The 17,947-nt window shown below is 35.6% G+C and carries 18 protein-coding genes; 16 read left to right on the top strand and 2 right to left on the bottom strand.

What is annotated here, in order from left to right:
• The first annotated feature begins 4 nt into the window (after positions 1-4).
• Positions 5-1,795: a DNA helicase RecQ gene (gene recQ, locus HMPREF0072_RS00310; RefSeq protein ID WP_004826627.1), complete on the top strand. Its 1,791-nt coding sequence runs from the start codon at positions 5-7 to the stop codon at positions 1,793-1,795.
• 51 nt (positions 1,796-1,846) lie between these two features.
• On the opposite strand, the gene HMPREF0072_RS00305 is transcribed toward recQ, so the two are convergent.
• Positions 1,847-2,440, bottom strand: a complete 594-nt coding sequence (locus tag HMPREF0072_RS00305) for a Crp/Fnr family transcriptional regulator (protein WP_004826624.1) — start codon at positions 2,438-2,440, stop codon at positions 1,847-1,849.
• A gap of 95 nt (positions 2,441-2,535) precedes the next feature.
• On the opposite strand from HMPREF0072_RS00305, the gene HMPREF0072_RS00300 reads away from it, so the two are divergent.
• The 5 genes from HMPREF0072_RS00300 to HMPREF0072_RS00280 are packed head-to-tail and all read left to right on the top strand — an operon-like array spanning position 2,536 to position 6,961.
• On the top strand, positions 2,536-3,294 hold the full coding sequence (locus tag HMPREF0072_RS00300; RefSeq protein WP_039930903.1) for a class I SAM-dependent methyltransferase: 759 nt from the start codon (positions 2,536-2,538) through the stop codon (positions 3,292-3,294).
• Entirely contained in the window at positions 3,295-4,497 is a 1,203-nt protein-coding gene (locus tag HMPREF0072_RS00295) for an ABC transporter substrate-binding protein (protein WP_004826620.1), read from the top strand.
• Positions 4,494-5,522 (top strand): FecCD family ABC transporter permease, encoded by a 1,029-nt coding sequence (locus HMPREF0072_RS00290; protein WP_004826618.1) that lies wholly within the window; start codon positions 4,494-4,496, stop codon positions 5,520-5,522. The genes HMPREF0072_RS00295 and HMPREF0072_RS00290 overlap by 4 nt, the downstream gene beginning before the upstream one ends.
• Positions 5,509-6,312: an ABC transporter ATP-binding protein gene (locus tag HMPREF0072_RS00285; protein WP_004826616.1), complete on the top strand. Its 804-nt coding sequence runs from the start codon at positions 5,509-5,511 to the stop codon at positions 6,310-6,312. The genes HMPREF0072_RS00290 and HMPREF0072_RS00285 overlap by 14 nt, the downstream gene beginning before the upstream one ends.
• 1 nt (position 6,313) lies before the next feature.
• Positions 6,314-6,961, top strand: coding sequence for a cupin domain-containing protein (locus HMPREF0072_RS00280; protein ID WP_004826614.1), 648 nt, complete (start codon positions 6,314-6,316; stop codon positions 6,959-6,961).
• Positions 6,962-7,002: 41 nt separating this feature from the next.
• Here HMPREF0072_RS00280 and asnA read toward each other — a convergent pair whose 3' ends face one another.
• A complete protein-coding gene (gene asnA, locus HMPREF0072_RS00275) occupies positions 7,003-8,010 on the bottom strand; it encodes an aspartate--ammonia ligase (RefSeq protein WP_004826612.1) in 1,008 nt (335 codons plus the stop codon).
• 292 nt (positions 8,011-8,302) lie between these two features.
• Here asnA and HMPREF0072_RS00270 point away from each other — a divergent pair, with 292 nt between their 5' ends.
• The 10 genes from HMPREF0072_RS00270 to HMPREF0072_RS00225 all read left to right on the top strand — a co-directional run bounded on the left by HMPREF0072_RS00270 (position 8,303) and on the right by HMPREF0072_RS00225 (position 17,842).
• Positions 8,303-9,673 (top strand): uracil-xanthine permease family protein, encoded by a 1,371-nt coding sequence (locus HMPREF0072_RS00270; RefSeq protein WP_039930902.1) that lies wholly within the window; start codon positions 8,303-8,305, stop codon positions 9,671-9,673.
• A gap of 151 nt (positions 9,674-9,824) precedes the next feature.
• Positions 9,825-10,766: a substrate-binding domain-containing protein gene (locus tag HMPREF0072_RS00265; RefSeq protein ID WP_004826607.1), complete on the top strand. Its 942-nt coding sequence runs from the start codon at positions 9,825-9,827 to the stop codon at positions 10,764-10,766.
• A 1-nt stretch (position 10,767) separates the two neighbouring features.
• A complete protein-coding gene (gene pstC / locus HMPREF0072_RS00260) occupies positions 10,768-11,631 on the top strand; it encodes a phosphate ABC transporter permease subunit PstC (RefSeq protein WP_004826605.1) in 864 nt (287 codons plus the stop codon).
• 9 nt (positions 11,632-11,640) lie between these two features.
• Positions 11,641-12,456 carry a phosphate ABC transporter permease PstA gene (gene pstA / locus HMPREF0072_RS00255; protein WP_004826602.1) on the top strand — a complete coding sequence of 272 codons (816 nt, stop codon included), beginning with the start codon at positions 11,641-11,643 and terminating at the stop codon, positions 12,454-12,456.
• Positions 12,457-12,464: 8 nt separating this feature from the next.
• A complete protein-coding gene (pstB, locus tag HMPREF0072_RS00250; RefSeq protein WP_004826601.1) occupies positions 12,465-13,328 on the top strand; it encodes a phosphate ABC transporter ATP-binding protein PstB in 864 nt (287 codons plus the stop codon).
• Positions 13,328-13,945, top strand: a complete 618-nt coding sequence (locus HMPREF0072_RS00245; protein WP_004826599.1) for a PhoU domain-containing protein — start codon at positions 13,328-13,330, stop codon at positions 13,943-13,945. The genes pstB and HMPREF0072_RS00245 overlap by 1 nt, the downstream gene beginning before the upstream one ends.
• Complete coding sequence (locus HMPREF0072_RS00240; protein WP_004826596.1) at positions 13,945-14,604, top strand: response regulator transcription factor; 660 nt, start codon at positions 13,945-13,947, stop codon at positions 14,602-14,604. Before HMPREF0072_RS00245 ends, HMPREF0072_RS00240 begins: the two co-directional genes overlap by 1 nt.
• Positions 14,601-15,914 carry a sensor histidine kinase gene (locus HMPREF0072_RS00235; protein WP_004826593.1) on the top strand — a complete coding sequence of 438 codons (1,314 nt, stop codon included), beginning with the start codon at positions 14,601-14,603 and terminating at the stop codon, positions 15,912-15,914. Before HMPREF0072_RS00240 ends, HMPREF0072_RS00235 begins: the two co-directional genes overlap by 4 nt.
• A 64-nt stretch (positions 15,915-15,978) precedes the next feature.
• A complete protein-coding gene (locus HMPREF0072_RS00230) occupies positions 15,979-16,287 on the top strand; it encodes a hypothetical protein (protein ID WP_004826591.1) in 309 nt (102 codons plus the stop codon).
• 28 nt (positions 16,288-16,315) lie between these two features.
• Positions 16,316-17,842 carry a 4Fe-4S dicluster domain-containing protein gene (locus HMPREF0072_RS00225; protein ID WP_004826589.1) on the top strand — a complete coding sequence of 509 codons (1,527 nt, stop codon included), beginning with the start codon at positions 16,316-16,318 and terminating at the stop codon, positions 17,840-17,842.
• Positions 17,843-17,947 lie beyond the last annotated feature (105 nt).

Raw genomic sequence — 17,947 nt, 5'->3', positions numbered from 1 at the left:
TGCCATGGTAGAAAAAATCGCAGAAAAATTAAAAAAACATTTCGGCTTTGCTTCCTTTAGACAGGGCCAGGAGGAAATCATAGGTAAAATCTTGGAAGGTAGAGATGTGTTGGGAGTCCTCCCAACAGGAGGTGGCAAGTCTATTTGCTACCAATTGCCTGCTCTTATGAAAGATGGGCTTACCCTAGTAATATCTCCTCTAATTAGCCTTATGAAAGACCAGGTCGACGCCCTAAGAGAAGATGGAATCGAGGCAAGCTTCATAAATTCAAGCCAGGATTATGAAACTTACATCGACACCTTAAACGACCTTAGGAAGGGGAGAATAAAACTTCTCTATATTTCGCCAGAAAGACTTGATAATGAGTTTTTTAGAGAATTTTTAAGGGAGATAAAGCTCTCTTTTGTTGCAGTTGACGAGGCCCACTGCATTTCCCAATGGGGACATGACTTTAGGCCGTCCTATAAATTAATAGCCGACCTCTATAAGGTTTTGGGTGATGACTTACAAATTGCAGCCTTCACAGCTACAGCAACCAAGGAAGTAAGGGATGATATAATAAAAAATCTTTCGCTTAAAAATCCCTATGTGAAAGTTACAGGCTTTGATAGACCAAATTTAAAATTTTTAGTCAGAAAGCCTAAGGATAAGTTAAAATTTTTAAAAACTTATCTGGAAGAAAATGAGGGCAAATCGGGAATCATCTATGCATCAACTAGAAATAGGGTAGATAAACTTGAGAGAAATCTTAAGGCTATGGGATTTAGTGTTACCAAATACCACGCAGGTCTTAGCGAAGAAGAAAGAAAAAAAGCCCAGGAAGAATTTATTTTTGATAAAAAAGACTTGGTTGTAGCGACTAACGCCTTTGGTATGGGGATTGATAAGTCAAATGTAAGCTTTGTTATCCATTATAATATGCCCAAGGATATGGAATCCTACTACCAAGAGGCAGGACGTGCTGGTCGTGATGGGGCAGATGCCGATTGCATCCTTCTTTATTCTGCCCAAGATATAATTATAAATAAGCATTTGATAAACCAAGGAACCAACCTCGCCTACAGGAAAATCCAACTTGATAAGCTCCAAACCATTATAAATTATGTCAACACTAGCAAGTGCCTTAGGGCCTTTATCCTTGAATATTTTGGCCAAGACTATAAGGGACCATGTGATTTTTGCTCAAATTGCCTAGATGATATAAAAAAAGAAGACAAGACTATTGATGCTCAAAAAATCCTATCTTGTATTTATAGGCTTGAGCAAAGGTATGGTATAAGTACGGTCGTTGATTGTCTTAAGGGGTCAAAAAATAAAAATTCTACAGAAAAGGGTTTGAAAAATATTTCTACCTACGGGATTATGAAGGATAAAAGTTCGGATGAAATAAAAGATTTGATTGGAGTTTTAATCGCAGATGGCTATATAAAGGTGGTAGGCCTTGACTATCCAATTTTGGCATTAACTGAAAAATCTAAGGATATTTTGTATTCAAAGGATAAATTTTTTGCAAGAAAAACCGATATTAAAAAAGTTAGCAAAAACAAAACAAGGAGTCTTGCAAGCGATGAAGACCAAGATTTATTTGACAGGCTTAAAAAATTAAGACTTGAATTATCAAAATCAAGGAAAATCCCACCCTTTATTATATTTTCAGATCAGACCTTAAAGGATATGGCAATTAAAAAACCAAAGAATGAAGAAGAATTTTTAGGAGTAAAGGGTGTAGGTGAAAAGAAATTAATTCAATATGGGGATTTGTTTATAGAAGAAATAAAAGATTGTTTGAGTTAAAGAAAAAAAGAATTTTAGGACTGATTTTTTTGTTTAATCAGTCCATCAGGTTTATATCAAACCTTCTTTTTTCATTAGGGATAGTTCTCTTGAAAGGGCAGACCTATTGCAAGCTAAAAATTTAGCCAAATCTTCCCTTGATAAGTTGTTAGAAAATAGAGCATTTTTACCATATTTATAAATATATTTGTTGATTCTTTCTCTGATTTTTGGCTTAGCATATATATCCAATTTGTAAGTCAAGTATGAAATTTGTTCATCATACAAGTTAATAATATTTTCCATGAAAAGTGGTCTGCTAGTGCAGGCCCTTTTATGCTTTTCAAAGACTTTGTAAACATCCAGGACCAAAACTTTTGAATCTTTTTTGCAAATCATAAACCTATCAGCTAGGGAAGAAAAGTTTATAGAAAAAGAATCAGAAACCCTATAAATCCTATCTATAATCTCTCTACCATCATCTATGGTACATAAATCAATCCTTCCTTTTAGGACAATACCAGCCTTAAAACCTTCAGAAAAGTCATAGAGGTATTCGTCTCTAGAGAAATTTAAGATTTTATGGTCAATACAAGAAAAAATATGTTTTATAGTAGCCTCATCTAAACCATAAAATAATTCACTTTTTAAAATAATCTTATCCATAAAATCCCCTCATGTTGCTTTTGCAACAGTAAATATTAAAAAATTATGATATAATTATATGTGTAATGATAATTATTATCAAGGAGGAAGATAAAATGGAAAAAAATAAAATTGTTTTTGGACATGATTTTTTGAAGATGCTTGGCAGGACAAGACTAAGGCCAGGAGGTGGCCTTATGACTGATTGGCTATTAGATCAGATCCAAATTGATAAAGATACAAAGGTTTTGGAAGTCGCTTGTAATAGAGGTGATAATCTTATAAGGGTCTATACTAAATATAAATGCAAAATAATAGGTATAGACATTGACCAAGTTGCCATAGATCAAGCTTTGGAGAATATAAATCTCTTGAGTTTAGATAAGGAGATACAAGTAAAGAACATGAATGCCTTGAATTTAGATTTTGAGGATGAAACATTCGATGTAATAATTAATGAGGCCATGCTTACCATGCTAACAAATGAAGATAAAGCAAAGGCTCTTAAAAATTATCACAGGGTCTTAAAAAAGGGTGGGTATTTACTAACTCATGATGTGGCAGTTGAAAACGAAAGCGAAGATATAAGAAGGCAACTTTCGAAATTTACAAATGTGGATGTATATCCTCTAACAGTAGAAAATTGGAATAAATTATTCTTAGAAAATTCTTTTAGACCTTTTTCACAAAGAACTGGTAGGATGATTCTTTTAGATAGGGACACAATTATAAAAGATGAGGGACCAGTTGGAGCTGCAAATTTTTATAGAAATGCTTATGCTGAAGAAAATAGGGCAAGGTTTACAAAAATGCTAGAAAGGTCTAAAAATTCAAGCATTTCATATATAGTTTTAGCGAGTAAAAAGGAGAATTAGATGAAAACTATTAAAAAAATACTATTAATTTTATGTTTGCAAGTCTTTGCTTTAACAAGCATGACAGCTTGTGGCAAGGCAAAAACTGAAGATAAGTCAGAAAGCAAGGAAGTAGTTCAAAACGAGAATAACGAAGAAAAAGATGATACAAAGGCTGATAAGAAAGAAGAAAAGCCTGAGGAAAGCAAGGATGAAAGCAAAAAAACAAGGACAATAACAGACCATGCAGGCAATAAAGTTGAAGTTCCAGAAAAAATTGAAAAAATAGTTATAGACCAGATTCCAATTTTATCTACCTATATGGCTTACCACCATGGAAAGGCCCCATATATCGTAGGTTATGCGGGCTCACTTAAAGAAGTAATTTCAAATACAGTTTTAAAAGACATAGCTCCAGAGCTTCTTGATAGCCAAAATACAGTTCAAGCTCAATCTGACATTAATATTGAGGAAATAATGAAACTTAAACCAGATGTTATTTTCTACAATGCTTCAAATAAGGAACACTACGAAGCCTTATCTAAAACTGGCATACCATGCGTTGGTTTTGCTACAGTTGGCACCAACGGTCCTGCTGACCCAATTGAGAGATACACCCAGTGGTTAAAACTTTTAGAAGATGTATTTGGCGAAAGCGGAAAGACAGATGACTTTATAAAAGCTGGTCAAGAAATTGTAAAAGATGTTGAAGACAGAATCGCAAAAATAGATGATAGTAAAAAACCAAGTGGTATGATCTTGTGGAAATATGCTCAAGGTGTGCCAATTGTAGCCGGTAAGGGAGTTTTTGGAGATTTTTGGCTAAAGAGAATTGGTGTGAAAAACCTAGCTGGTGAGGCAAAGGGATTTGCTAAAGTTTCTGTAGAACAAATCTATAAGTGGAATCCAGATATACTTTATCTTGATGGACCAGGTCTTCTTGATATCAAAACAAAAGATGTATATGCAAATTCAGTAGAAGGTATTGATTTTTCAAATATGAAAGCAGTTAAGGATAAAAAAGTTTATAACACAAAGCTTGGCATGTGGAACTGGTTTACACCAAATCCAGACGGACCACTTGTCCTAGCTTGGCTTGCAAAATCAACCTATCCTGAAGAATTTAAGGACTATGATCTTAAGTCTATGATTAAAGATTATTATCAAAAATGGTATGGATACGAATTAAATGACGAACAAATCAAGGATATGTTTGATATATGATTAAAGAAATCTTTATCAAAGATAAAAAAATAAAATTAAGCTCATATATAATCCTCATAAGTCTACCCATATTGATAAGTATTTTGGCCCTTGCCATAGGTAGGATGCCACTTAGCCTAGGGCAGATTATAGATTTTTTTGGCGCTTATTTATCTGGTAGAGACTTTGATCCCATGCTTGAATCAGTGATAATAAATGTAAGATTACCAAGAATTATTACTGGTCTTGTAGTAGGAGCGGGTCTTGCCACAGCTGGTCTTGCCTTTCAAGGGGTTTTTTCAAACCCCTTGGCAACTCCTGATATTTTAGGCGTTAGTTCAGCTGCAAGCCTTGGAGCTATAATCGGCATACTCCTATCACTTTCAACCCTATCAATTCAAATATTTGCTTTAGTTTTTGGATTGGTTGGAGTTGTCTTTACCCTTTACATTGGTAAGACTAGGACTAGGTCATCAACAATAATGCTTATCTTAGCAGGTCTGGTGGTTTCTTCTTTATCAAACGCCCTTGCATCCTTATTAAAATACACAGCAGATCCAACAGACAAGTTGCCAGCAATTAGCTATTGGCTCATGGGTTCTTTTGCAAGATCATCTTACAAAAACTTGATCTTATCAGCACCATTAATAATTTTTGGAATCATTTTAATAAGGCTTTTGATATTTAGGTTAAATATTATGAGCCTATCAGAAGATGAAGCAAAAAGTTTAGGAGTAGATGTCAGAAAAACTCGACTCATTTTTATATTTGCTTCTACACTTATAACTGCATCATCTATATCAATGTGTGGCCAAGTTGGTTGGATTGGTTTGATAATTCCCCACATGGCAAGGATGATGGTGGGAGCAAACAACACCCACACCCTACCCTTTAGTATATCTTTAGGAGCAAGTCTGATGGTATTAATAGAAGCCTTATCAAGGACAGTTTCTGTAATAGAATTACCTATTTCAGTCCTTACAGCAATTATAGGCGCTCCAATTTTTATAAGCTTAATTAGGAAAACTGGGGGTGGTTTCAATTAAATTAGAAGTCAAAGATGCAGGATTTTATTATGATAAAAATCATGTATTATTTAAAAATTTATCATTTAGCCTCGACCAAGGAGAGGTTTTATCAATATTAGGACCCAATGGAGTTGGAAAGACAAGCCTCATAAGATGCATATGTGATTTTGAAAAATGGAAAATTGGTAAAAGTTATTTGGACGGCAAGGATATTGCAAGCTTTAGCCGAAGGGAATTATGGTCTAATATATCATACGTTCCACAAAAAAGGTCATTTTCTTTTGAATATTCTGGTATAGATATGGTAGTTCTAGGTCTTGCTAGCAAGCTTGGGCCTTTTGCAAAACCAGGTGAAAGAGATTATGAGAAAGCAAATAATATTATGAAAAGCTTAGCTATAGAGAAGCTTAAGGATAAGTCTTGCTCAGTAATGAGTGGGGGAGAGCTCCAGATGGTTCTTATAGCCAGGGCTTTGATTTCAGACCCAAGCCTAATTATATTAGATGAACCAGAAAGTGGTCTTGATTTTAAAAATCAACTTAAAATAATTTCCTTAATCAAAAACTTATCCAAAAAAGAAAATATTAGCGTTATCATAAATACCCATTATCCAGCCCACGCTCTTGAAATAGCAGATAAGTGTTTGCTTTTAATGAAAGATGCAAGGTATAAAATTGGTAAAACATCAGATATTATCTCTAAGGAAAATATAAGAGAAGCATTTGGGGTAGAAGTTATACTCGAAAAAATAAAAAATGATGAAAAAGACTATAATACAATCATTCCGATTAGTATAGTAGGAGATTAAAATGAAAAATATTAGTAAGGGAATAATCTTAAAGGCAGAAGAGATGATACCTACAAGAGAAAACCAAACTATAAGCAAGAAACTTATAGATTTGGAAGATTTTCATATCTTGCTTATGAGTCTTGGCCAAAATACAAGTATTTCCCCAGAATTTTATGGCCAAGAGAGGATATACCTTGTTCTAAAAGGCGAAATTAACTTTAATAATGAAAAACTTGTTAATAACGAATTAATATTTTTCGAAGAAAATAGGCTTTTTGGTATTGAGACAGATAAGGAAAGTATTTTTTTAGAAATAGGAATCAATTTAAAGGAGGAAGAGATGAAAAATATTGATAAGGGACAAAAAATAAAATTAGTTGACTATTTGGATTATATTGACGGAGCCATAGCCAATATTGACCTTGTTTCAAAAGATGATTGTAGGGTGGTGATGATGGCTTTTGATGCGGGAGAGGGTCTAAAAGCCCACAAGGCTCCTGGAGATGCTCTTGTAATGGCACTTGAGGGAAAGGCAAAGCTCCTTGTTGGAGACAAGGAAGTAGAGATTGAAGCTGGTGAACAATTAGTTTTTCCAGCAAATGTAATCCATAATGTAAGTGCAATTACAAAATTTAAGATGTTATTAATTTTATCTATAGAAAAATAATAAAAGACCTTGAATGATTTTTTATCATCAAGGTCTTTTTTCTATAAGAGTTGGATACCCTTGTTGGCTAGGAGTCTTCTTTGGTCGTCTGGCCAATAAGATACTTGGACTTCGCCGATGTGAGATTTTTGTAAAAAGAACATACATAGCCTTGATTGGCCGATACCACCACCTATGGTTTGTGGGAGTAAATCATCAAGCAGCATCCTGTGGTAGTTATATTTTAGCCTATCGAGGTTGCCAGATTGTTTCAATTGCTCGTTAAGTCTTTCGCTATTAACCCTAATACCCATAGAAGAAAGCTCTAGGGCATCGTCAAGAACTGGGTTGTAGACAATTATATCTCCATTTAAATGCCAGTCATCGTAGTCTGGGGATCTACCATCGTGTTTTTGACCATTTGATAAGAGATCGCCTATTTGTAATAGGAATATTGAACCGAATTCTTTTACGGCTAGTCTTTCTCTTTCTTTGGCATCTTTGTCAGGATACATATCAAGAAGCTCTTGACTTGTAATAAATCTAATTTGATCTGTTAGAAGTTTGCTTCTTGTAGGAATAAGGCCGCAAAGATATTCGTCAAGACTCTTCATAGTCCTGTAGATAGTTTCTACAGTTTGTTTAAGGTAGGTTTCGTTCCTATCGTCCTTATCAATTATTTTTTCCCAATCCCATTGGTCTACATAAAATGAATGAGTATTGTCTGGCTCTTCGCATGCTCTTATGGCGTTCATGTCGGTATAAAGACCTTCATGGACTTTGAATTTGTATTTCATAAGGGCGTATCTTTTCCATTTGGCGAGAGAATGGACGATTTCCATCTCTTCATTATCAGCCTCAGGGAGGTTAAAAGAAACAGGTTTTTCTACACCATTTAGGTTGTCGTTAAGACCTGATTTTTTTGATACAAAAAGTGGGGCAGAGACTCTTTTCAAATTCAAGTTATTAGCTAGGTTTATTTGAAAATAATCTTTTATTTCTTTTATCAATACTTGGGTCCTATAGAGGTCCTCGGTTGACTTGTAATCTTCTGGTATTACTAATTTCATTTGCTTATTCTCCCTATTCTATCTTTCGCTATTATTCTTCTATTTTACTTCTATTATTTAAAAATAAAAATCAATTTAACTAAAAAAATTATCCAAAACTAACTTTTATTTTTGTTTCTAATCTTACTTGACTAAAATAATTTTTCTTGTATAACCTATTTTGAAATGGTTAAGAATAAAGCTAATTTATATTTAATTATTATAGCCATTTCTAGTCCGGAACTAGGATAAGTGAATAAATTTGTCACCTGAGGGTGGCTTTTTCTTTGTCCAAAATAAAATAGGAGAGAAAATGGAAAGTAAATTTAAAGAATTGTTTCAATTTGAAGGCAAAGTTTCTTTCAAAGAGGCCTTCCCACTAGCTTTACAACACGTAATCGCAATGATTGCAGGTTGTGTAGCACCTGCTTTGATCTTTGCTGATGCAGCAGGCCTAAGTCACGCTGATAGCATTATACTTGTACAGATGGCCCTTATAGGATCAGCCCTCACTTCATTTTTGATGCTTTATCCAATAGGGATTTTGGGTAGTAAATTACCTATGATTTATGGTGTAGCCTTCCCATATGTACCAACCATGATTGCCCTTTGTGGTCAATTTGAATCACTAGGTCCCGAAGGAATTGTGGCCGTAGTTTTAGGAAGTCAATTAATAGGAGCTATTGTTTCTATAGTGTTCGGTCTTGCCCTCAAATATATAACACCATTTTTCCCACCTCTTGTATCAGGAACTGTAGTTTTGGCTATAGGCCTTACCCTATATCCAGTTGCTATTACAAATATGGGTGGAGCAGGATCAGTTATGGCCCCAGGTTGGGGAGCGTGGCAATATTGGCTTGTTGGTATAATCACCCTTCTTGTAAATGTTGGTCTTAACCACTTTGGCAAGGGCATTACTAAACTTGCTTCAGTATTATTTGCCATGGTTGTTGGCTATATTGTCGCTTATTTCTTTGGAATGATTGATTTAACACCTGTTAAGGAGGCAGGCTGGATATCTGTTGCCGCCCCACTTCACTTTGGCATAAAATTTGAACCATCAGCCATAATTTCCTTTGTAATCATCTTTATGGTTACATGTATAGAAGGAATTGGCGATATGTCATCAACTACAATCGGTGGTATGGACAGAAACCCTACCGATGACGAGCTTAGGGGTGGTATAGTTGGCTTTGGTGTAGCAAATGTGATTGGCTCCTTCATTGGATGTCTTCCAACAGCTACATTTTCACAAAATGCAGGTATTGTTTCAGTAAATAAGGTTATCAATAGGAGGGTATTTTTCCAAGCAGGTTTAATTATCCTTGTGGCAGGTTTTATGCCAAAAATATCTTCACTACTAACAACCATCCCAGCCCCAGTAGTAGGTGGTGCAACTCTTTCAGTATTTGCAGCCATCACTATGAACGGAATTAGGATGATAACCGAGCAACCTCTCACAGTTAGAAATACTTCCATAGTAGGTATTGCTATTGCCATTGGTTTTGGTTTTACAACCATAGTTACAACAGCAGAAGGAGCAGGAGTAAACTTTATGCCAGAAGCTCTTAAAAATGCCATCGGAGTTTCTCCAGTAGTTCTTGCAGCTATTACATCAATTTTGATGAACGTAGTAATTCCAGAAACAGAAGCAGATAAGAGACAAGAAGCTGTTGCAGAATAAGTCTTTAGAGATTGAAAAAATAATGATTTTTAGGCGAGGAAATCCTCGCCTTTTTTTTGCTTTATTTTACATAAGTTTTACAAAGATTTAAAACCTTTCGAATAATGACCTAGTATTATAGACTTAAGTTAAAAAACTTAAGGAGATAATAATGAAAATAACTAATAAGAAAATACTAGCAGCAACACTTTCACTTGGACTTATCCTTGCTGGATGTGGTAAGGATCAAAAAGCAGAAGAAAAACAAGGAGAAACTCAAACAGAACAGGCACCAGCAGAAAAAGAAGAATCAACCGAAACAGCAAATCAAGAAGATTATGATTTCACAGTTGTATCTCGTGAAGAAGGTTCGGGTACAAGGGGTGCTTTTATAGAACTTGTTGGCCTTGAAGAAGAAGTTAATGGCTCTAAGGAAGATATGACAACCCAGGAAGCCATTGTCCAAAATTCAACCAACGGTGTTATGCAGACAGTAAGCCAAGATAAAGAAGCAATCGGCTATATTTCACTTGGCTCCCTAAATGATACTGTAAAGGCTCTTAAAATCGAAGGAGTAGAAGCCACAGAAGAAAATATAGTAAATGGCACCTACAAAATTTCAAGACCATTTAACCTAGCTTATAAGGAAGACAAAATAAACGACCTAGCTAAAGACTTTTTAAAATTCTGTCTATCAGAACAAGCCCAAACCCTTACCCTAGAAGAAGGCTATGTTCCCCTAAAGGATACAGAGAAATATGAACCAGCGAAAGTATCTGGTACCCTTACAGTAGCTGGTTCTACATCTGTAACCCCACTTATGCAAAAAATGGCAGAAAAATACCAAGAGCTTAACCCAGATAGTAAGATTGAAATCCAATCAACAGGCTCATCTGCAGGTATAGAAGCAGTAATCGATGGGGCAGCTGATATAGCAATGGCCTCTAGAGAGCTAAAAGATGAAGAAAAAGATAAACTTGCCGTAGAAGTAATCGCAACAGACGGTATCGCAGTAGTAGTAAATCCATCAAGCAAGGTAGAAAATCTAACAATGAATGAACTTAAACAAATCTTTAAGGGCGAGCTTAGAAATACAAGCAAACTAGGAAAGTAAAATGGGCAAGATAAGAGAAAAAGTTGGCGAAACAATTTTCCTCTTGTCTGCAGTAATGTCCGTATTTTTGATACTACTTATAATCTACTTCATATTTTCTGAAGGTCTTAAGTTTGTAAATGAATACGGACTTTTAAAATTCATAACCGGCAAGGTTTGGAAACCGACTGCAGGCAATCCGAGATTTGGAATTTATCCAATGATTATAGGTTCTTTAATAGTAACCAGCTTATCAACCATAATAGCACTTCCATTCGGTCTTGCAATTTCAATATTTATGGCCTATTATGCAAAAAAAACCTACAAAGTTCTTAAGGCTCTGATGAACCTTATGGCAGCTATACCATCAGTTGTATATGGATTTTTTGCCATGATGGTCCTTGTGCCCCTAATAAAAGATATTTTTAAGGCTAAATCAGGTATGAATATGCTAAGTGCATCCATCCTCCTAGCTTTTATGATTTTGCCAACCATGGTAAATATTTCAGAAAATTCCTTAAGGCAAGTGCCTAAGACTTTCATGACAGGGTCTCTCGCACTTGGGGCAACCAAGGAAGAAACCATCAGAAGAATCTTAGTGCCTTATGCTAGATCTGGGATATTTTCATCAATAATCCTTGCCATCGGTAGGGCCATTGGTGAAACCATGGCGGTTTACTTAGTTATAGGTAATCAACCTGTAATGCCAAGTTCAATCTTAAAAGGAGCAAGGACCCTAACTACCAATATCGTCCTAGAAATGGGATATGCATCAGGGACTCATAGACAAGCCCTAATCGCCACAGGTATGGTTTTATTTATATTTATCCTAATAATTAATGTTGGATTTAATATTATAAGATCTAAAAGTGAAGAAAGATTATAGGAGATTTTTATGAGTAAAATTTATAAGGCTTTAATAATAGGTCTAACATTTCTTGGCTATGCCATGGCTGGGATTATTATTTCCTATATTTTAATAAAGGGCATACCAAATATCAGCCCATCCTTATTTGAAATGAAATATACTACAGATAATGTTTCCCTCATGCCTGCTCTAATAACAACTTTGATGACCATAGGATTGACTTTGATAATTGCCCTTCCTGTAGGAATTTTTACTGCAATCTATCTTTCAAACTACGCAAAAAATAAGTTTCTTATCAAGTCCGTTAGGTTTTCAACTGAAATCCTATCATCAATTCCCTCTATAGTTTACGGTCTTTTTGGTTACTTGTTTTTTGTATCAGGCAAAGGTTCTGGCTTAGGAATGAAGTATTCCCTCCTAGCAGGATGTTTGACAGTGGCAATCATGGTTCTTCCGACCATAATAAGGACAACTGAGGAGGCAATTTTGACTGTAAATCCCCTTCAGGCTCACGCCTCCCTTGCCCTTGGGGCCACAAAAATCCAAACTATCTTTAAGGTCATCATACCAGATGCCATGGACGGAATTCTAGGAGGAATATTCTTATCAACAGGTAGGATTGTAGGTGAATCAGCCGCCCTAATTTTCACTATGGGATCAAACACTGATATACCAAAGGGCTTATTTAAGTCAGCAAGGACTATGGCAGTTCACATGTACGTCATTTCGTCAGAAGGTTTCCACGTTAAGGAAGCCTACGCCACAGCAGTCCTCCTCCTAGTCTTTGTTGTCGTAATAAACTTCGTTTCAGCAAAGATTAGTAAAAAAATTGTAAAAGCTTAGGAGCGATAATGGAAAAAGTAAAAGATAAGGGACCTTTAGTAGATGACATCTATAAAAAGGCCCAGCAAATAAATAAGAAAAACAAATCAATAATAGCCCAAAGAAATGTTGAAGATAAGGGCACAGCCATCTTAGTTAAAGATTTAGATTTATGGTATGGAGATTTTAAGGCCCTTAAAAAAATAAATATGGATATCAAAAAGGGTAAGGTTACAGCCTTTATAGGACCCTCTGGTTGTGGCAAGTCTACAACTCTCAAATGTTTTAATAGGATGAACGACCTTGTTGATTCGTGTAGAATAGAAGGTTTAATAGAAATAGATGGAGCTGACATTTATAAAAAAGACGTGGACCTTGTAAGCTTACGTCGTAATGTCGGCATGGTCTTTCAAGCACCAAACCCCTTCTCCAAGTCCGTTTATGACAATATAACCTATGGGCCAAAGCTTTCAGGTATTAAGGATAAGGACACCTTAGATGGGATTGTAGAAAATTCTCTAAAGGCCGCTGCAATTTGGGATGAAGTTAAGGATAAACTTGACCAAAACGCCCTATCATTCTCCGGTGGCCAGCAACAGAGGATTTGTATAGCTAGAACCCTTTCGGTAAATCCTGAAATAATCCTAATGGATGAGCCTACAAGCGCCCTTGACCCAATATCCACATCTGCCATAGAAGACTTGATGGATGAGTTAAAGGAAAAATACACCATAGTAATTGTAACCCACAACATGCAGCAGGCAGCAAGGATATCAGACCAAACAGCCTTCTTCCTAACAGGAGAGGTAATAGAGATGGATGAAACCAAAAAGATTTTTGAAGACCCAGCTGATAAAAGGACTGAAGATTATATTACAGGAAGGTTTGGATAATGAGGACTAGGTTTAATAGTGATTTGGGATCAATCAAGGATATGACCAGGGAAGTAAGCCAATTAATCCTTATTTCCTATGATAGGATTGACCTTTATCTTGACAATAAAAACGATGAAAATTTAGATCATGTCATAGAACTCTATGACGACATCAGAAGAGCAGCATCTGGAATAGAGAGCTTTTGCTTTGAACTCTTGGCACTCCAACAACCTGTGGCCAAAGATCTTAGGCTCTTGCAAATGGAAATAAAACTTGCCTCAACCTTCAAAAGAATAGCAAGTCACCTAAATTCAGCAGCAGAAATCTTAAAATCCTATTGGCTTTCTGAAAAAGAAATAGATTTTCTTAAAAATTTCATCAAAAATGAAAAAAATATGCTAGAAGTTGGCATAGGGGCCTTTGTGTCCAATAATAAGGACCTAGCCCTTGCCACAATCGAGAAAGACCAAATTAATAACGACTTATTTATGGATGCCATTAATTTTGCGGCAGACGAAAATAAAAATGACAAGATAAGTGCAGTAGAATTATCGAATAAAATTTTACTTTTTAAATACTTTGAAAGGCTTGGCGACAGGCTTGCCAGGGTGGCAGACTTAGCAACGAGGTTATAATGATATACGTAGTTGAAGATGATGGGGCAATTAGAAATCTAGTATCCTATGCTCTTACTGAAAAAGGCTATCAAGTAAAATCCTTTGAGGATGGTAGGTCTATAGTAAAGGAAATTAGGGAGAATCCCTGCGAACTTTTGCTTCTAGACCTCATGCTTCCAGAAAAGGACGGAGTCACAATCCTAAAAGAGCTTAGGGAATTTTCTGATATACCTGTTATAATTCTTACGGCAAAAACTGATGAATTTGACAAGGTTTTGGGCCTTGAAAGTGGGGCTGATGATTATATAACCAAACCATTTTCTATCCTAGAACTTCTATCAAGGGTCAAGGCTATCTTGCGTCGAGTAAATAAGGCTGATTGTGACCATCTCACCTACAAAAATCTAAGCATTAATACCAAAAAACGAACTGTGAAGGTTAATGGAGAAAAAATCGACCTTACCTACAAGGAATTTGAGATGTTATTTTTATTTATGAACAATATGGGAAATGTCATCACCAGGGAAGATTTCCTTCTAAAAATCTGGGGCTATGACTACCAAGGTGAGACCAGGACTGTTGATGTTCATATAGCAAGCCTCAGATCCAAGCTAAAGGATGCAGGCTCCTACATTTCAACCGTAAGAAACCTTGGTTATAAATTTGGAGAGATATGAAAAAGTTAACTAAAAAATCATTAATTATTACAACAACCATAGCGACCGTCCTTGCTGTGGTTGTTAGTTTTTATACAAACCAATACAAACTCTGTCTTTTATTTTGGGCTATTCTAATGATTTTGTTGGCATCATCTCACTTTTATATCGACAAAAGACTAGATACCTATGCCAAAGAAATTTCGAAATTTGACAAATACTACGATTTTAACCACATTGGCGAAGATTTTGAAGATGTAGGTAAGATTTATGGCAAGCTTCTTAACAAAAATATCAAGCTTGAGAAAAATATTTCCATCTTAAAAAGGCAAATCAAAGAGTTAAAAAATATTACCTCAAATATGGAAGAAGGCTTTATAGTATTTGATCCTAAGGGTGGGGTAGAACTGATGAATGATTCGGCCAAGTTTTTTTTAAATAAGGATGAGAAGGTTAGGCTTGATAAGCTCATAGATGACAAAGAATACAAGCTCGCCTTAAGAGAAGCGAGGATTTTATCCAGATCAAAAAGCCTGGCCCTTGATGTAAATTCCTACCACCTAAAGATTTTCATCGACCCAATTTATGAGGATGGCAACATGGGTTTTGTAGTAATTATCATTGATTATTCAGAAACAAGGAAGGCAGAGCTTATGAGAAGGGAATTTTCTGCCAATGTCACCCACGAACTAAAAAGTCCCCTCACCTCTATAAATGGCTATGCAGAGCTCATTGCTACAGGGATAGCCAAAAAAGAAGACGTTAAAAAATTTGCCCAGATAATTTTTGATGAGGGAAATAGGCTCCTTGAAATAATTGACGATATCCTTAGACTTTCAAAACTTGATGAAAAAGGCCTTGATATAGAAAAATCCTACGTTGATATCAAGGAAGAGATGGATATTATCATCGATAAGTTTAGGCAAAATTCAGATAAAAAAAATATAAAAGTGGAAAATAATTTGACTTCCTACAGGATTCACACAGTCAAATCTCTTTTTGTGGACCTTTTATCAAACATTTATGAAAATGCTATTAAATACAACAAGGAAGGTGGGTCTATCGAAATTTCTTCGATTCTTATAGATAGGTCGCTTAGGATTTTTATAAAAGACACTGGCATAGGAATAGCAAGTTACGATATAAAAAGAGTTTTTGAGAGGTTTTTTGTGGTTGATAAATCAAGGGATAGGAAGCTTAAATCAACTGGCCTTGGCCTTTCTATTGTAAAACACATAGCCGATACCCTCGGCTTTAAATTAGATATAGAAAGCAAGCTAGGAGAGGGTTCTACTTTTATTATCGAAATACCTGTTAAGGAATATCTATAATTCATATTGAAATATTTTGTTATATTTGATACAATCATAGTGAGTATATAAAAAGGAGACTAAGATGAAGGTAACTATATGTTCATGCGCAAGGTGCACAGCTCATGGTAATGAGTACTTACATGACTCTGCTGAGCTTGTTAAAAAAGACGTTGAAATTGCTTATGAAGTAGATAATTTAGGCCAAGCACCAGAAATTGAAATAGTTTATAAGAATGTTATGGATGAAGTCGAAAATTCACAAAGATTATCACCTATAGTAAAAATAGATGAAGAGTACATAACCAAGGCTAAACCAGAAGTTCTTATGGAAAAAATGTATGCTGAACTTAAGATTGAAAGAGATAAAAGAAAGTCAGAAATTAATAAATAATATAAGAATAGGTTAGTTGAGGTATTAAATGAAAGAATCGTACATAGATATATTAAATATTAGAAGGATGGCCTTCGAGGCAATTGCAAAGATTGCCTATGAAAATAGACCACTGACAGATATAGGAAATGAAGTTTATAATATTTTACCTGGTGAGGAAGCATCTTACAGGGAAAATATCTTTAGAGAAAGAGCTGTAATGGGCGAAAGACTAAGAATGTGTATAGGTCTTGATGCTAGAACAGCTGATAAGACAGAAGCAATCACAGCTGGTCTTGCTGATATGGACGTTGATAGGAGGATATACCACCCACCATTAGTTTCTGTAATTAAGATTGCTTGTGAGGCTTGTCCAGAAAATAAGGTCACAGTTACAGACCAATGCCACGCTTGTATAGGTCACCCATGTGTAAATGTTTGTCCTAAAAATGCTGTAAGCTATTCATCTAAGGGTGCAAAAATAGACCAAGATAAGTGTATCAAATGTGGTAAGTGTGTAGAAGCTTGCCCATACAATGCTATAAACCATCAAAAAAGACCATGTGCAGAAAGCTGCGGTGTAAAGGCAATTAAATCAGATGAACTAGGTCGTGCATCAATCGATGAAAATAAGTGCGTGGCTTGTGGTAGGTGTATAATAACCTGTCCATTTGGAGCTATATCAGATAAGGGAGAAATTTATCAATTAATCAAATCTCTCCAATCAGATAGAAAAGTTTACGCTATAGTAGCCCCATCTTTTGTAGGTCAATTTGGTGCGAATGTAAGTCCAAAACAAATCAGAGAAGCTGTTAAAATGCTAGGCTTTGATGATATGATAGAGGTAGGTCTAGGTGCTGACCTTACTACAATGAACGAAGCACACGAATTCTTAGAATCTGTGCCAACAGGCAAGATACCATTTATGGGTACATCTTGCTGCTTCTCATGGAAACTCATGGTAAGGAAAAATTTCCCTGACATCAACGATAAGATTTCTGAGTCATCCACACCTATGATATATTCAGGTAAGCAAATGAAAAAACGTGATCCAAACTGCGAAGTAGTTTTCATCGGACCATGTATTTCTAAAAAGCTTGAAGCCCTTGAACCAGAAGTTGCAGAAGTTATTGACTTTGTAATTACCTACGAAGAACTTTTAGGTATGCTCCTTGCTAAGGGCATAGAGCCAGCTGAAATAGAAGTTGAAGATGATATTATGGATGCTTCTCAAACTGGTAGGTATTACGCTGTAAGTGGTGGTGTTGCCCAAGCTGTTGAAAAGAGAATCCACGAAATCGACCCTGATGCAGTAGTAAATATGGAAAATGCAGAAGGCCTAGCTGATTGCGTGAAACTAGCTAGAATGGCCAAACTTGGCAAGATGAATGGCAAGTTAATCGAAGGCATGGCTTGTATGGGAGGTTGCGTTGGTGGCCCTGGTACAGTTGTTGATATCAAAAAATCTGGAAAGGCAGTTAAAGATTTCTCAGCAGCATCAGTCTTCAAATCTCCAGCAGACAATACAAATATTCCAGTAGAAGATAGACCAAACGATAGCGTCTTACAAAAATAAATATTAAAATTATTCAAAAGAGGAGTATAGCTCCTCTTTTTTCCTGCCAATTAATAAGTTTTCAAAAATACTTTGGTTAAAATCTGATACTGAAATCAATTGCGT

It is taken from the genome of Anaerococcus lactolyticus ATCC 51172 (assembly GCF_000156575.1).
GTDB lineage: Bacteria > Bacillota > Clostridia > Tissierellales > Peptoniphilaceae > Anaerococcus > Anaerococcus lactolyticus.
The sequence above is the reverse complement of the archived record's forward strand: the minus strand, read 5'-3'. Positions and strand labels throughout refer to the sequence as shown.

Excerpts from the sequence above, each read along its gene's own strand:
- pstB (WP_004826601.1), top strand. The coding sequence starts at position 12,465 with ATGGAAAAAGTAAAAGATAAGGGACCTTTAGTAGATGACATCTATAAA.
- recQ (WP_004826627.1), top strand. The coding sequence starts at position 5 with ATGGTAGAAAAAATCGCAGAAAAATTAAAAAAACATTTCGGCTTTGCT.
- pstA (WP_004826602.1), top strand. The coding sequence starts at position 11,641 with ATGAGTAAAATTTATAAGGCTTTAATAATAGGTCTAACATTTCTTGGC.
- HMPREF0072_RS00270 (WP_039930902.1), top strand. The coding sequence starts at position 8,303 with ATGGAAAGTAAATTTAAAGAATTGTTTCAATTTGAAGGCAAAGTTTCT.
- HMPREF0072_RS00300 (WP_039930903.1), top strand. The coding sequence starts at position 2,536 with ATGGAAAAAAATAAAATTGTTTTTGGACATGATTTTTTGAAGATGCTT.
- HMPREF0072_RS00225 (WP_004826589.1), top strand. The coding sequence starts at position 16,316 with ATGAAAGAATCGTACATAGATATATTAAATATTAGAAGGATGGCCTTC.
- HMPREF0072_RS00305 (WP_004826624.1), bottom strand. The coding sequence starts at position 2,440 with ATGGATAAGATTATTTTAAAAAGTGAATTATTTTATGGTTTAGATGAG.
- asnA (WP_004826612.1), bottom strand. The coding sequence starts at position 8,010 with ATGAAATTAGTAATACCAGAAGATTACAAGTCAACCGAGGACCTCTAT.
- HMPREF0072_RS00240 (WP_004826596.1), top strand. The coding sequence starts at position 13,945 with ATGATATACGTAGTTGAAGATGATGGGGCAATTAGAAATCTAGTATCC.
- HMPREF0072_RS00280 (WP_004826614.1), top strand. The coding sequence starts at position 6,314 with ATGAAAAATATTAGTAAGGGAATAATCTTAAAGGCAGAAGAGATGATA.
- HMPREF0072_RS00265 (WP_004826607.1), top strand. The coding sequence starts at position 9,825 with ATGAAAATAACTAATAAGAAAATACTAGCAGCAACACTTTCACTTGGA.
- HMPREF0072_RS00245 (WP_004826599.1), top strand. The coding sequence starts at position 13,328 with ATGAGGACTAGGTTTAATAGTGATTTGGGATCAATCAAGGATATGACC.
- HMPREF0072_RS00230 (WP_004826591.1), top strand. The coding sequence starts at position 15,979 with ATGAAGGTAACTATATGTTCATGCGCAAGGTGCACAGCTCATGGTAAT.
- HMPREF0072_RS00235 (WP_004826593.1), top strand. The coding sequence starts at position 14,601 with ATGAAAAAGTTAACTAAAAAATCATTAATTATTACAACAACCATAGCG.
- HMPREF0072_RS00295 (WP_004826620.1), top strand. The coding sequence starts at position 3,295 with ATGAAAACTATTAAAAAAATACTATTAATTTTATGTTTGCAAGTCTTT.
- HMPREF0072_RS00290 (WP_004826618.1), top strand. The coding sequence starts at position 4,494 with ATGATTAAAGAAATCTTTATCAAAGATAAAAAAATAAAATTAAGCTCA.
- pstC (WP_004826605.1), top strand. The coding sequence starts at position 10,768 with ATGGGCAAGATAAGAGAAAAAGTTGGCGAAACAATTTTCCTCTTGTCT.